The following is a 14,876-nucleotide window of genomic DNA, read 5'->3' on the forward strand; positions in this document are numbered from 1 at the left end:
ACTTTTTAGCCCTGTGTTTGATCAGGGCAAACAATCTCGGGTTGATTATGACGGAAGTAGAACAGCAACTTACCCCTCCAACAAAACCAAGACCACCGCGGCGCATTGCTCGAAATGTTGTGCTGATTGTGCTGATCATTCTTTTATTATTGGTCAGCTCTTTGGTTGTGATGATGTCAACGGATAAGGGGAGCCGTTTTCTATTAGACCGTGTACTTCAAAGCCAGAAAACCATTAAATACGAATATGAAAGCGGTAATCTGCTTTCAGGCATTATCTTAAAAAATGTGTTGGTACGACTGGAAGGAATTGACGTTTCTTTAGACCGTGCCGATGTGTCTTTAGGGTGGAGAGCAATTCTTAAGAAAGAAGTACACCTTAGCCATGCCGATGTTCGTAATCTAAAAATTCTTGATAAGAAACCACCATCAGGTAAACCTTTTGGATTTGATCCAATCAAACTTCCTTTTGTATTGCGTGTTGATGAAGCCAGCCTAGACCATTTGCAACTTCAAACCACAACATCTAAAGTCGATTTTAGCGATATCTATCTAAAAGATGCTTTATGGTCAGAAACAAAATTAAAGTTCAAAGACTCTCGCATGAAAATGGAGTATTTGGCCGTCCAAAATGCAACGGGAGAAATGGACTTTAGTGGAAAATATCCAATCAATGCCAAAGCAGATCTGATTATTCCATCACTCAAAAGCCTAGATATTGATGTCATTAAAGTTGCTGCTAGAGGTTCTTTAGATACCTTAAAAGTAGGAGTTGCAACACGTACCCCAGACCTGCTCACAGGTTGGGCAGTCGTCCATCCAGTTCGTGATCATGTACCGATGAATGGTGAGTTATTCTTTAAAAACTATCATTTGCCATTACTGAAAGATCAAAAGTTGTTTGTTAAGGATGGTATTGCGAAATTTAATGGGGATATCCAAAAACTGATTTTAACGTTGGATACAGACCTAAAAGGCGAGCAAGTGCCGGAGGGTCAATATACAGCACAGATGGATACTGATTTAACTCACCAATTGAATATCCGTGAGTTTAATGGCCAGTTGATGGGCGGTGTGGTCAGCTTACTGGGTTTTGTAAACTGGCATGATCATGTGTCTTGGGATGTTAAAGGTCGTTTAGAACGTTTGGATCCGAAAGACAAAACCGTACCGCAAATTGCACAAGATTTCTTGCCACCAAACTTGGATGCGAATTTAAGTTCTACAGGTTCAATGGAAAAAGGCTTGGTGCTGAACGCACAACTTGCATTTGATAAATTTGAAACTTGGGCGGTTAAGCTAGACCAAGCGGAAGAAAAAGATAATAAAGCACAACCAATGTTGCTGGATGTTTCATGGAAAGGGATTGATCGTGCTATGCCATATATTGGCTGGCTCAGTAGTGAAGAAGGTCATACTAACCTGACCTTAAATGAAGGTCGGCAAGACATCTATCTGACAACCACGATTCGTCCTCATGAACAAGCTTTGTTACCAACAGGAAAATATGATGCGCGTTTAGATGTAAAAGGCGATCTATTAGATGTGGAAAGCTTCCGCTATGAGGCGGAAAAAGGCAGCTTGTCGGGACAGGCTAAAGTTAAGTTGCCTAACGAAAAGCAACAGCTTTCATGGCAAGCTCAGCTTAAAGCTCAGGATTTTAATCCGCAAACAATTGCCGCTGCTGCACCGATTAACTTATTAAATGGTGAAATAAAAGCAACTGGTTTTGCCAAACCGAATCAACAAATTATTCAGCTTGAACAGATTGATTTAATAGGGCAATTACCACAAGACAATAAAACAGAAACGATTGCCCTCAAAGGGAAAAGTACGGCTGCCTTGATGTTTAATGACGAAAAAGCAGGTGGTGGATTTAAGAGTTTTGCAGTCAATTATGATGGCTCTTTAAATGCATTAAACCAAGGTAACGGCGTATTAAAGATTAAGGTTGCAGGTACGCCTGATTACATCAAGATCAATGAACTTAATCATGATGGTGTGGCAGGCAAAATCTATGCAACGGGTGCTGTTAATCTCAAAGATAAACTTGGCTGGGATATTGATGCCTCGCTGGTACGTTTTAAGCCGCAGTATTTTGTTTCTAGTGTCAAAGGTGAAGTCTCTGGACGAGTTAAAACACTTGGTGTTTGGTCCGATAAATTGAAACGTATTGATATCCGTCAGCTCAATGTTGCAGGTTTCCTGAATAACAAACCAATTCGTGGTCGCGGTAATCTGAGTTTATTGCTTGATTCGAACCAAGAAGGTTTCTTGCCACAACAATTCGAAGCCAACGACTTATTCTTTGCTTATGCACAGAACCAGTTGCAAGCCACAGGCAATGCGCAAAACTTACGTATTAAGTTGAATGCACCTGCCTTATATGAGCTTTACCCAGGCTTACGTGGTCGTGCATACGGTAGCTTAAATGTGCAGTCGCAGCCACGCCTAAAAGCAACTGCGAATATGATGGTTGATAATTTTGCCTTTAATGATTTGGTGACGATTCGTTCATTAAAAGTGCAAGGTGAATTACCGACTTCTGAAACCACTCCAACACAACTGACTGCAACTTTAGATCGTTTGCGTAATGGCAATCGTGAAATTGAACAAGCAACAGTAAACTTGGCAGGAACACGCAAGGCACATGTGTTGAAGGTGGAGAGCAAAAACCGTCAATCGAATTTCTATCTGCAACTTGCGGGTGGTTTTAATCCGAAGAACGACTGGTTAGGCCAATTGCAAAAAGGTAACTTTACTTCGCGTAATATCAGTTTGGTACAAAACCAAAGTGCGCCGATTATCTATACCACGGCGCAACAGGAATTGTATGTTGGTCAACATTGCTGGCAGAGTTCGAGCAGTCAGTTATGTCTGGATCAGCCTGCACGCCTTAGCAAAGCCAAAGGTAGCTTCTCCTTTATTACCAAAAATCTGGACTTAAAAGACTTTACCGCATTTATGCCTGAAGGTTTGGCGGTCACAGGTCAGCTTAATGGTTATGCCAAAGCATCTTGGGCTCAGGGTAGTCATCCGAAACTAGATGCTCGTTTAGTCACTCAGAAAGGTGAAATCGGATTGGCGGCGGATGATCCACAAGATCCTGCTACAACGGTCACTTATGATGAGTTGAGTCTGATTGCAAAAAGCATCAGTGAAGGTTTGTTGTTACGTGTTGATATGAAAACACCTGACATTGGTACCGGTTATGCCAATGTGATTGTCAACCCATATCAAGCCAATATGCCAATGCGCGGTGAAGTTGCATTTAATGATGTGCAGTTGAAAGTCTTTAAGCCGTTTATTAAAGACGTACGTTCAATGTCAGGGACTTTGGCTTTGGCTGGTAAAATGAATGGAACCTTGACTCAACCTGAGTTTGTCGGTGAGATGCGCTTGAAAAATGGCGCAATTTCGATGATCTCTCTGCCTGTGAATTTAAGCAATATCCAGCTTTATTCCTCAATACGTCAACAATCTGCCAGTATTGATGGTGCATTTAATAGTGGTCAGGGTGTTGGGCGTTTGAAGGGTAATTTTGATTGGAAGAATGACCCACATTTAAATCTGACCCTGAAAGGCGACAACCTATTGGTACGCCAAGCCCCGATGATCACGGCGATTGTAGAACCTGATTTAAGTTTGGATGTTTATCCTTTTGATCAGCGATTAAGCCTGAAAGGGAAAATTGATGTACCACGTGCACGTATTTCGATGCCAGAAAGTTCTGCAACGGTGGTGAACTTGTCACCTGATGTACGTGTGGTTCAACAAGGCCAAGACTTGCTGGCGACTTTAAAAGCGGCTAAACCGTGGGATATCCGTGCCGATATGACTGTGACTTTAGGCAACCAAGTTATTTTCCAAGGTTTTGAAAGTACCATTCCATTGGTCGGTCGTTTGCACTTATCGCAACGTGGTTTAGAAACTGCAATGCGTGCCAATGGTGCGATTGGTGTCAGTCAAAAAGTGAAGATTGAAGCCTATGGTCAAAGTCTTGATTTGAATCGAGCGATTGCACGTTTCAATGGACCATTGGCCAACCCGACGTTGGATATTGATGCCAATAAACCGGTTCAAGGTAGTATGGTCGGCGTACGTGTCACAGGTACAGCCACTGTGCCGAATATTCAGATTTATAACGATGCAGGTTTGTCTGAGCAAGAAGCCTTGAATGCCTTACTCACAGGTCGTATTAATGAAGGTAACAGTGGTTTAAGTAATACTGAAGGCTTTAAGTCTGACGTGAATAACACCATTGCTGCTGCGGGTATCAGTATGGGCTTAGGCGGTACGCGTGCCTTGACCAACCAGATTGGTCGAACCTTTGGTTTGAGTGGTTTGGCATTGGACGCACAGGGTACAGGTGATGATACGCAGGTGAGTCTGACAGGTTATATTACGCCTGATCTTTTTATTCGTTATGGTATTGGTGTATTTACCCCAGTGAATAAGTTGACCTTGCGTTATCAGATGAACCGTCGTTTATATCTGGAAGCAAGCCAGTCCTTAGAACGTGCAATTGACGTATTCTACAATTGGAGGTTCTAACTGTACGTTTAGTTTAGAATCAGAAAGAGGAATTATTTCGCTGAAATAGTTCCTCTTTTTTATGGTTGTAACACTACTTGAACCTCCCAAAAAAGCATCCACATAAAAATTAATGAGGACAGATGTGTTAATGGTCTGAGCGAATTTTTAAACAGATTTCATAGCGGATGGTTTTAGAAAACAAGAATTGTGATAGAATTAATATAAACTATTGAAAATAAACGATTTTATGACATTTTTTGGAGGAAATAAATGAAATCTGTCACTTTTGGTCAGCTTTGGGCAGTGCTTGGCTTAGTGCTCTTCAGTTCGACACTCCAAGTCAATGCCAAGGAATATTATAAGTGGGTCGATGCCAAAGGCGTCACCACTTATTCAGCAACGCCCCAACCTGTACAGAGACAAGAACCTCAGCTCGATCCAGTTAAAAAGAATAGCGCTACCACAGTACAACAGCCGACTGCTCAAACTGGAACGGCACCGAAAGAGCCAAAAATCACAACAGTGATTGCAACTACAGCAACAACACCAACCAAACCTGTAACGACGACCACAACAGCCACAAGTAATCTTACTGCGACAAGTGACGTGCTTATCGCCGTCAAAAACTGCAATGGGGTCAGATGTTGGGATATGAAAGGTAAGTCCTATAATCTCGTCGCAGGAACGACATATCTGTCTGCCAATGGAGGAAAGTGTCAAAAGTTAGGCAATAACATGCGCTGTAGCAAATGATTTGTATGTTTTTATTACGGAAAGCATGGTTTTAAAGGCTTCCTTTTGCAAAATAAACAAGTTTCAGTATGATGTGTGCATCAAATTAGCCGCAGTATGATGATGAAAAAAGTTTTGTTTATTGCAATAGGTTTAGTTTTGGCTGGTTGTGCTGAGAAAAAGCCGTTAACCCCTGAAGAACAATGGCATGGCTATTGTGTCAGTGTGGGTAACGCTGCACGTTCGATTACACTAGATCGTCAAAATGGAATTGAGCAAAAACAAGCAACGGAATATGCGGCAAAGATTGAAGATGAGACCACACGTAAGTTTATCTTTAAAATTTTGGACACAGTTTATGCACTTCCTGCCGATCAACTGAAAAAAGATCCAGAAGCATTACGTGAGAATTTAAAGAAACAGTTTATGGAAGAATGCTTGGTTACCCCACATGACAAGCTGCCTAACTATAAACTTTTTTAATGTGTATATAAAAAAGACAACACCGTTTGTCTTTTTTTATGGGTGTAATTTATTGTTTTATTAGACTTTAACCTAAGACCAAAGCGGTATTTCCAAGGGATGAACATTTCGCTATAAAATAATGGGCATCACGTAGAAATACGGTAGTTGCATTAACATTTAACGCGAAGTCTAGTAAAATTTTGCTGTCCACATTACTTGTAAAGCTTGTAGCAAGCTGGAACTTACAAGTAATTTTTTAAAAAAGAGGAATAACACTGTGCTAGAAGCTTACCGCCAACACGTTGAAGAACGTGCCGCACTCGGAGTCCCACCGAAGCCGCTTGATGATGCTCAAACTGCTGAACTCGTAGCCTTATTAAAAAATCCACCAGCAGGTGAAGAAGCTTATTTAGTAGATTTACTAGAAAATCGTGTTCCAGCAGGTGTTGACCAAGCTGCATATGTAAAAGCTGCTTTCTTAGCTGCTGTTGCAAAAGGCGAAGCAACCTCTCCACTCGTATCTAAAGAACGTGCAGTTTACTTACTAGGTACAATGCTTGGTGGTTATAACGTAGCACCACTTGTTGAACTTCTAGACAATGCTGAGCTTGCTGAATTAGCGGCTGAAGCGTTAAAGAAAACACTTCTTGTATTTGATGCATTCCATGATGTAGCTGACAAAGCAAAAGCAGGCAATGCTGCTGCTAAAGCAGTATTACAATCTTGGGCTGATGCAGAATGGTTCACAAGCCGTGCTGACGTTCCAGAAGAAATCAAAATCACTGTGTTCAAAGTAACAGGTGAGACCAATACGGATGACTTGTCTCCAGCTCAAGACGCTTGGAGCCGTCCAGACATCCCATTACATGCAAACGCAATGTTGAAAAACGAGCGTGACGGTATTAACCCTGAAAAACCAGGTGAAGTTGGTCCATTAAACCAAATCAAAGAATTGATCGCGAAAGGCAACCAAGTTGCTTACGTAGGTGACGTTGTTGGTACAGGTTCTTCTCGTAAATCCGCAACGAACTCTGTACTTTGGTTCTTCGGTGACGAACTTCCACACATTCCAAACAAAAAAGATGGTGGTGTGTGCTTAGGTTCTAAAATCGCGCCAATTTTCTTTAACACAATGGAAGATGCAGGTGCATTACCTGTAGAAATCGACGTTGCCAACATGAACATGGGTGACGAAGTTGTATTGAAAATTGATCACGCTGCTGCAAAAGTAACTGCATTTAAAGACGGTGCACAAATTGCAGAAGCTGAGCTTAAAACCCCTGTACTTTTAGACGAAGTACGTGCTGGTGGTCGTATTAACTTGATCATTGGTCGTGGTTTGACTGCGAAAGCGCGTGAAGAATTAGGTCTTGCACCTTCTACATTGTTCCGTACTCCAGTACAACCTGCTGACACTGGTAAAGGTTTCACCCAAGCACAGAAGATGGTTGGCCGTGCATGTGGTTTAGCAGAAGGTCAAGGTATCCGTCCGGGTACTTACTGTGAACCTAAAATGACGACTGTTGGTTCTCAAGATACAACAGGTCCGATGACGCGTGATGAGTTAAAAGACTTGGCATGCTTGGGCTTCTCAGCTGACTTAGTGATGCAGTCTTTCTGTCACACTGCTGCGTATCCAAAACCAGTTGACGTAACAACTCACCATACATTACCTGACTTCATCATGAACCGTGGTGGTGTATCTTTACGTCCAGGTGACGGTATTATCCACTCTTGGTTAAACCGTATGTTACTTCCAGATACTGTTGGTACTGGTGGTGACTCACACACACGTTTCCCAATTGGTATTTCATTCCCAGCGGGTTCTGGTCTTGTTGCGTTCGCAGCTGCAACTGGCGTTATGCCACTTGATATGCCTGAGTCTGTACTTGTTAAGTTCAAAGGTAAAATGCAGCCTGGTATCACTTTACGTGACCTTGTACATGCAATTCCTTACTACGCGATTCAAGCGGGTGACTTAACTGTAGAGAAGAAAGGTAAGAAAAACATCTTCTCGGGTCGTATCCTTGAGATTGACTTATCAGAAATGGAAAATGACTTGACTGTTGAGCAAGCATTCGAACTTTCTGATGCATCTGCTGAGCGTTCTGCTGCTGGCTGTTCAATCACACTTTCTGAAGAGAAAGTTGCTGAATACTTACGTTCTAACATCACCATGTTGAAGTGGATGATTGCTGAAGGTTATGGCGATGCGCGTACTATGGCGCGTCGTGCTGAAAACATGCAGAAGTGGTTAGATAACCCAAGCTTGTTAAAAGCTGATGCTGATGCAGAATACTTAAAAGTTTACGAAATCGATCTTGCTGACATCAAAGAACCAATTCTTTGCTGCCCGAACGATCCAGATGACGCAAAACTTCTTTCCGACGTTCAAGGCGACAAGATTGATGAAGTATTCATCGGTTCTTGTATGACTAACATCGGTCACTTCCGTGCAGCGGGTCAGCTACTTGACAAAGTACCTGGTGGTTCATTGTCTACTCGTTTATGGTTGGCTCCACCAACGCGTATGGACGAGCATCAATTGATGGAAGAAGGTTTGTATAACATCTATGGCCGTGCTGGTGCACGTACAGAGATGCCAGGCTGTTCATTGTGTATGGGTAACCAAGCACGTGTAGCACCGAACACAACATGTGTATCGACTTCTACACGTAACTTCCCGAACCGTTTAGGTCAAGGTGCGAACGTTTACTTGGCTTCTGCTGAGCTTGCATCTGTAGCTGCGGTTCTTGGTAAATTACCAAGCCCAGAAGAATATCAACAGTACGCTTCGCAAATCGACAGCGCTTCTGCTGACATCTACAAATACTTAAACTTCGACAAGATGAGCGAATATACAAAAGAAGCTGATCAAGTTGATACCAAGAAAATCCAAGCAGCTCAATTAACCTAATACCTTAGTGAGCTAAAAATAAGGGCTGAGTAATCAGCCCTTATTTTTTTATATAATTTTTAATTAATCTAAATTTGAAAACCAAGATATACATCAAAAAAATTGTAGTGATATCCTGTGATATAGGAATCCAGTAATTTAAATTGAGATGGTCTAGCAATTTTGTCTTTACAGTTCAAATAATCCATCGTTTAATCATCGAAAATGAATGATTTAAAAGTAGATTCAACTCAATGGCGAAACAATCCCGCTTCTTATGTATTGGTGGATTTCTTAATGGTTCAGCTGTGAAAGATCAAGGTGACAGTTTTATCTGTATTGAAAATGGCAAACAAGTAAGCTACCACAAAAAGGAAATTTTCCATCAAGACTCATGGCATCAAGATTACTACGTCTGCGAAACGACGACGGATCAACAAGCACGAAACTGGGTTTATGACATCAAGCCTAATTAATGAAGCTGCTATCATTTTATTCGGTGTCTGGGCTTATAATCCTAGTATTCTTTAAATACATACATAAAAAAGCCCCTTTGATAGGGGCTTTTTTTAAACTAAATCATCCTACCAATAACCCAGCATTTTCCACCAAAGTCCGCCAATCACCACAAAGATGATGATATTGACCACACTCATGACAAAGCCAGCTTTCCACCATTCACCCAGAGTGGTGTAACCCGAACCAAACACCACAGGCGATGTACCCGTTGCATAATGGGTTAAGGTCATCATGATACTCGAAGCTGCTGCCATCATTAAGGCAAATAACATCGGTGGTGCACCCAGCGCCAGTCCAGCCGTATAGAAGGCCGCAAACATGGCAGTGATATGGGCCGTGGTACTGGCAAACATATAGTGTGCATACAGATAAGCAAGCATCAATAATAAACAGGCAGGCATCCAACTAAGACCTAAATGACCAATCCCTGTTTCTAACACACCTGAGAACCATGTGATTAAACCGAGCTTATTTAAATAAGTCGCCATCATCACCAAGGCAGCAAACCAAGTGATGGTATCCCATGCGCTTTTTTGCGTCAGGATATCTTCCCAAGTCAATACGCCCGTAATCAGTAGCAAGCCCAAACCAATAAAGGCAGTCGTGGTGGGATCAACCGCCCAAGCTGAACCGAAGATCATGGCAGGGATACCTGCCCATAACAGCAGTAAAATCCCAAATACGCCAAGCATAATGATTTCATTTTTGCTGACAGGCCCCATTTCTTTTAACTTGGTTTTGGCAAACTGAGCCGCATTCGGAGTTTCTTTGACTTCAGGTGGATACATCCAGTACATAATCAACGGCATGACGATCAAGGCAATTAAACCTGGTAATAACATCGCCAGTGCCCAAGTACTCCAACTCAAGGAAATCTGACTGTTGGTTGCTTTCGCTACAAGATCAACCACCAAAGGGTTAGGAGCGGTTGCGGTAATAAACATGGCAGAAGTAATTGGGTTGGCTTGATAGTTGACCAAAGCTAAGAATTTCCCCATACGACCTTCGGTGCCTTTGGCAGGGTCAGAGTCATAACTGGTAGAAATTGCACGTACAATCGGGTGAATAATCCCACCACCACGTGCAGTATTACTTGGGGTAACTGGTGCAAGAATCAGTTCAGACAGTACCATGCTATAACCGATACCAATGGTTTTCTTGCCCCAAACTGCGATAAATAAATAGCCTAAGCGTGCACCCAATCCAGTTTTTTGCAAGCCTTTAGAAATCATGATTGAAATACCAATCAACCAGATCAGCGGGTTAGCAAAACTGCTGAGCGCATCTTGAATGGCACCACTTGGGCTATCGTTGGTAACACCTGTCACGGCGACCAATGTAATGGCAATAATCGCAATCGCACCAATCGGCATGGCTTTACCAATAATGGCGGCAATCACACCGACAAACATTGCGAGTAAATGCCATGCATCAGGATCAACACCTGTAGGCACAGGAATGACGAACCAGATAATTAATGCAATAAATAAAGAGATCAGCGTCGGGAGAGCTTTAAATCCCATGTAATTTCCCCTTGTTGTACGGGTTTAATAAAATTTATAGTTCTTTATGAATGAATCGTTAAAGAAAATAACCACTAAGCTTTTATTATCGTTGAAGCGAGCAATAAACTGCAAAGAAAGTTTTGTTGAAACAGCGTTATATAGCGCAATGAAGTGAAGAATGATTTTTTTTAAACGAGAAAATAAGGCTTAAGGTTAAAATCCCTTATTAAATATGAAAGCATCATGCTACATTTTCAGCTTACTTGATCAAACAATAAGTATGGTATGACTCAATTTTCATGGCAGCAATTAAGACGCTTTGTTTATGACAACTTGCACAATGATGACTATAAAAGTACGGTCAGCACCTGCGTAAACTATCTATTGATTGCCTTGATTATTGGCAACGTTGCTGCGGTTTTGTTGGAGTCCGTCAACGAATTTTATCAACTGTACAAGCCTTATTTCGATATCTTTGAAAATCTCTCGATCATGATTTTTAGTGGGGAATATCTGCTCAGGCTCTGGAGTATTGTTGAGGAAGAACCACAAGAGGATGCATGGAAACAGCGGATTCGCTGGATGAAAAGTGGTGGGGCAATTATCGACTTATTGGCGATTTTACCTGCTTATCTCAATTTCATTGTTCCGATCGATTTGCGTTTCTTACGGGTCTTACGCTTGGTTCGCTTACTAAAACTGACCCGATATTTTGTTTCCCTGCAAATTCTATTGCGCGTGATTCAACGCGAAAAAGGCTCATTCCAAGCGGTCATTTTTATCTTGGTGATTATGATCGTGATGACGGCATCAGCGATTTATGTGGTGGAAAATAAAGCCCAGCCTGAGGCGTTTAGTTCAATACCACAATCGATGTGGTGGGCAGTAGTTACCTTAACCACGGTTGGTTATGGCGATGTAACACCAGTAACTAACTTGGGTCGGATACTTGGTGCATTCATTACCATTCTTGGCGTCGGTATTGCCGCTTTACCTGCGGGTATTTTGGCTTCTGGCCTTGCCAATGAATTAAATATGCGTAATCAGCGATTGGAACAGGAGTTTAGGGAAGTATTACAGGCCAAAGGTTTGGATCTGTTGCATGATCAAGTGGAAATTGAACGGATTCGCAAAAAGGTCGGTTTACCCAAAGAGCAGACCCATGAAATTATTATGCAACTGGTCAGAGAAAAGTTGCTAGAAGATCAGGAGCAGGAAAAGAAACTGTGCCGTTACTGCCCACACTGTGGTGAAAAGCTTCCTGAATAATTTGAAATTTATTATAAAAATGTAGCCTAAGGCTTCAGTATAAGTTGGTAATGCTTAGCTATTTATTCGGATGAGGCGACACTCGATTTGGCTCTAAAGCTCGGTAATACTGAGACTTAGGGCTTTTTATTAAAAATTAAAAGTTCAGTTCATTAAGCGTTACTTCACGCAGATATCATTTCATTTAAAAAAGTTAACAATAATCTTTATCATTTGTGATAGTTTCTTGTTAAATGTTTTGTAATTTTTAAGCTTCTTTTAAGTTTAAGCATACTATGAAGTTCTCCCAACATGATTAAGCGGCGTTATCTAATTTTATTATTGCTTCCACTGGCATTGATTTCCCTATTTGTCGGTGTAGGCGAGATGAGTCTTGCTGGTTTGTGGGCAGGCAATCCACAGGATTGGCAATTGTTCTGGACCAGTCGTTTGCCGCGTCTTATGGCAATTGTTGTGGCTGGCGCGGGCCTGAGCGTCTGCGGTTTGATTATGCAATCACTCAGTCGCAACCGTTTCGTTTCTCCAACCACCGCAGGTTTATATGACTGTGCCCGTTTAGGTGTATTGGTTTCGATTATCTTGCTACCGAGTGCTTCAATTTTTGTAAAAACAGGTTTTGCCATAACTGTGACACTGATCGGGGCAATGGCCTTTATGAGCATTCTGGCAACCCTCAAGCATCGAGATACCGTCTTTGTTCCTCTGGTGGGGATGATTTTTGGCAGTATTATCTCAGCCTTTACCACCTTTATCGCCTTGCAAATGGATTTATTGCAGAACTTGGCGGGGTGGTTGCAAGGTGACTTTTCCACCATTTTAAATGGTCAATATGAGCTGATTTATCTTAGTATTCCTGTCTTGATTCTGATTTATATCTTTGCCAATCGTTTTGTCTTGGCAGGCTTGGGACAGGATTTTGCCACCAATCTTGGACTGAATTATAAACAGACCTTATTTCTGGGTTTGCTTCTGGTCTCGGTGATTACCGGTGTGGTGATTGTGACCGTGGGTGCGATTCCGTTTCTTGGGCTGATCGTACCGAATTTGGTCAGCTTATATCTAGGTGACAATATCCGCCGAACCTTATCACATACGGCGCTCCTGGGTGCTTTGCTAGTTCTGCTGTGTGATGTTTTTGGTAGGGTAGTGATCTATCCCTATGAGGTGTCGGTGAGCCTGATTATGGGCATCGTTGGTAGTGTGATTTTCCTGTGGTTATTGCTCAGGAGATACCGCTATGCCACATAAAACCAAGCTCATTGTTTTAGCCTTTTTAACTATCCTCAGCATTGCCTTGTATTTGGGTTGGGGCTTAGGTGTGACATGGCAATATGCACTCGGTCTGCGTTTAAAAACAGTTACCGCAATCATTGTCGCTGGCGTTGCTGTAGGGGTGTCGACTTTGGTATTTCATACCATTGTCAATAATCGGGTCGTGACACCGCAGGCATTAGGATTGGATAAATTATATGAACTATCCAAGACCAAGATTATTTATTTCTTTGGTGCCAGCACCTTGCTGTCATTTAACTTTGTCTTGGATTATTTGATCAGCTTGGTGTTAATGCTGAGCTTTGCCTTATTGTTGTATCGCTTTATTTTCAAGAAAGTTGCACAGCAAAATATTTACTTCCTGTTGTTGGTCGGGCTGATCTGTTCGACTTTATTCGACAACATGACCACTTTCTTTCAAGTCTTGCTCGATCCTGATGAATTTCAGATTGCAGCCTATGCCGGTTTTGCCAGTTTTAATGTGGTGAAAATGGAAACTGTTGGACTGTCTTTACTGACCATTGTGCCGATTCTATTTTACAGCTTAAAGCATTATCACAAGTTGGATGTGATGGCGTTGGGACGCGATCATGCTCTGAATTTGGGTCTGTATTATGACAAGACCAGCCGCTCGCTATTGATTCTGGTGGTATTGGCATTGGCTTCTGCGACAGCCTTGGCAGGCCCGATGATGTTCCTTGGTTTGCTGGTCCTCAACATTAGCCTTGAGCTGTTCAAGACCCATCAACATCACATCTTATTAGTCGGCATTATTTTGGTCAGCATCCTGTGTCTGATGATTGGGCAATTCATCGTATTACATCTATTGAATCTTAAAACCACGCTCAGTGTGATCATTAATTTTGTCGGTGGAATTTATTTCTTCTGGATATTACTGAAGGAAAATAAAAAATGGCAATAGAGCTAAAGAATTTAAGCAAAAGCTATCAGCAACAGCAGGTGGTACAAGAGCTTTCACTCAGTATTGCCAAAGGTCAGTTTACGGCTTTTATTGGCCCGAATGGCGCGGGAAAAAGTACCGTGCTTTCGATTATGAGCCGTCTAATCGAGGCTGATCAAGGACAAGTTTTGCTGGATGGACAGGATCTACGCCAAATGAAAAGTGCCGAGATTGCAAAAAAACTGGCCATCTTAAAACAGTCCAACCACACCGAGTTACGACTGAGTATTGAAGATTTGGTGTCATTTGGTCGTTTTCCCTATTCGCAAGGCCGCCTAACGCAGGAAGACCGTGAGGTGATTGATCGTTCCATTGCCTATATGGATTTAGAAGCATTACGCCATCGCCAATTGAGTGAGCTGTCAGGTGGTCAACGTCAGCGTGCTTATATCGCCATGATTCTGTCACAAGACACCGATTATATTTTGCTGGACGAACCTTTGAATAATCTGGATATGAAGCACTCTTCACAGATTATGAAGGTGTTAAAAGATCTGGCTGAAAATCATGGCAAATCCATCATTGTGGTAATTCATGACATCAATTTTGCCTCGGTCTATGCCGATCACATCATTGCCATGAAAGAAGGGCAACTGGTCTATCAAGGTCATCCACAGCAGATGATGGATGAACGCATTCTCAATGATATTTTTGATTTTCATATCCCGATTCAACAGGTTCAACAGCACAAATTAGGTTTGTATTTTATTAGTTAGGAGTTC

10 protein-coding genes are annotated in these 14,876 nt (G+C 42.0%); 9 read left to right on the forward strand and 1 reads right to left on the reverse strand.

The annotated features are described in order from the left end of the window. The first annotated feature begins 47 nt into the window (after window positions 1-47). The 5 genes from B2727_RS11460 to B2727_RS11480 all read left to right on the forward strand — a co-directional run bounded on the left by B2727_RS11460 (window position 48) and on the right by B2727_RS11480 (window position 9,104). On the forward strand, window positions 48-4,553 hold the full coding sequence (locus B2727_RS11460; protein ID WP_033132961.1) for a translocation/assembly module TamB domain-containing protein: 4,506 nt from the start codon (window positions 48-50) through the stop codon (window positions 4,551-4,553). Between the two features lie 252 nt (window positions 4,554-4,805). Continuing rightward, window positions 4,806-5,288, forward strand: a complete 483-nt coding sequence (locus B2727_RS11465; RefSeq protein ID WP_033132960.1) for a DUF4124 domain-containing protein — start codon at window positions 4,806-4,808, stop codon at window positions 5,286-5,288. 102 nt (window positions 5,289-5,390) lie between these two features. Further along, window positions 5,391-5,750 (forward strand): hypothetical protein, encoded by a 360-nt coding sequence (locus B2727_RS11470; protein ID WP_005204329.1) that lies wholly within the window; start codon window positions 5,391-5,393, stop codon window positions 5,748-5,750. Between the two features lie 259 nt (window positions 5,751-6,009). Further along, entirely contained in the window at window positions 6,010-8,649 is a 2,640-nt protein-coding gene (locus B2727_RS11475) for a bifunctional aconitate hydratase 2/2-methylisocitrate dehydratase (protein ID WP_004653959.1), read from the forward strand. A 233-nt stretch (window positions 8,650-8,882) separates the two neighbouring features. After that, window positions 8,883-9,104: a hypothetical protein gene (locus tag B2727_RS11480; protein ID WP_033132959.1), complete on the forward strand. Its 222-nt coding sequence runs from the start codon at window positions 8,883-8,885 to the stop codon at window positions 9,102-9,104. Window positions 9,105-9,212: 108 nt separating this feature from the next. Here B2727_RS11480 and B2727_RS11485 read toward each other — a convergent pair whose 3' ends face one another. Then, a complete protein-coding gene (locus B2727_RS11485) occupies window positions 9,213-10,670 on the reverse strand; it encodes a DASS family sodium-coupled anion symporter (protein ID WP_033132958.1) in 1,458 nt (485 codons plus the stop codon). A 267-nt stretch (window positions 10,671-10,937) separates the two neighbouring features. On the opposite strand from B2727_RS11485, the gene B2727_RS11490 reads away from it, so the two are divergent. The 4 genes from B2727_RS11490 (at window position 10,938) to B2727_RS11505 (ending at window position 14,870) form a co-directional block, all read left to right on the forward strand. Beyond that, the gene (locus B2727_RS11490; RefSeq protein WP_033132957.1) at window positions 10,938-11,921 is read left to right on the forward strand and encodes an ion transporter; all 984 of its coding nucleotides are present in this window, start codon (window positions 10,938-10,940) and stop codon (window positions 11,919-11,921) included. Window positions 11,922-12,212: 291 nt separating this feature from the next. Beyond that, on the forward strand, window positions 12,213-13,169 hold the full coding sequence (locus tag B2727_RS11495; RefSeq protein ID WP_033132956.1) for an ABC transporter permease: 957 nt from the start codon (window positions 12,213-12,215) through the stop codon (window positions 13,167-13,169). After that, window positions 13,159-14,115: an iron chelate uptake ABC transporter family permease subunit gene (locus B2727_RS11500; RefSeq protein ID WP_033132955.1), complete on the forward strand. Its 957-nt coding sequence runs from the start codon at window positions 13,159-13,161 to the stop codon at window positions 14,113-14,115. The genes B2727_RS11495 and B2727_RS11500 overlap by 11 nt, the downstream gene beginning before the upstream one ends. Further along, window positions 14,106-14,870 (forward strand): ABC transporter ATP-binding protein, encoded by a 765-nt coding sequence (locus B2727_RS11505; RefSeq protein ID WP_033132954.1) that lies wholly within the window; start codon window positions 14,106-14,108, stop codon window positions 14,868-14,870. Before B2727_RS11500 ends, B2727_RS11505 begins: the two co-directional genes overlap by 10 nt. The last annotated feature ends 6 nt before the right edge of the window (window positions 14,871-14,876 follow it).

It is taken from the genome of Acinetobacter sp. UBA991 (assembly GCF_002292065.1).
In the GTDB taxonomy this organism is placed as follows: domain Bacteria; phylum Pseudomonadota; class Gammaproteobacteria; order Pseudomonadales; family Moraxellaceae; genus Acinetobacter; species Acinetobacter higginsii.

Coding starts and splice junctions, on each gene's coding strand:
- B2727_RS11485 (WP_033132958.1), bottom strand. CDS start 10,670: ATGGGATTTAAAGCTCTCCCGACGCTGATCTCTTTATTTATTGCATTA.
- B2727_RS11470 (WP_005204329.1), top strand. CDS start 5,391: ATGAAAAAAGTTTTGTTTATTGCAATAGGTTTAGTTTTGGCTGGTTGT.
- B2727_RS11465 (WP_033132960.1), top strand. CDS start 4,806: ATGAAATCTGTCACTTTTGGTCAGCTTTGGGCAGTGCTTGGCTTAGTG.
- B2727_RS11505 (WP_033132954.1), top strand. CDS start 14,106: ATGGCAATAGAGCTAAAGAATTTAAGCAAAAGCTATCAGCAACAGCAG.
- B2727_RS11500 (WP_033132955.1), top strand. CDS start 13,159: ATGCCACATAAAACCAAGCTCATTGTTTTAGCCTTTTTAACTATCCTC.
- B2727_RS11490 (WP_033132957.1), top strand. CDS start 10,938: ATGACTCAATTTTCATGGCAGCAATTAAGACGCTTTGTTTATGACAAC.
- B2727_RS11480 (WP_033132959.1), top strand. CDS start 8,883: ATGGCGAAACAATCCCGCTTCTTATGTATTGGTGGATTTCTTAATGGT.
- B2727_RS11460 (WP_033132961.1), top strand. CDS start 48: ATGACGGAAGTAGAACAGCAACTTACCCCTCCAACAAAACCAAGACCA.
- B2727_RS11495 (WP_033132956.1), top strand. CDS start 12,213: ATGATTAAGCGGCGTTATCTAATTTTATTATTGCTTCCACTGGCATTG.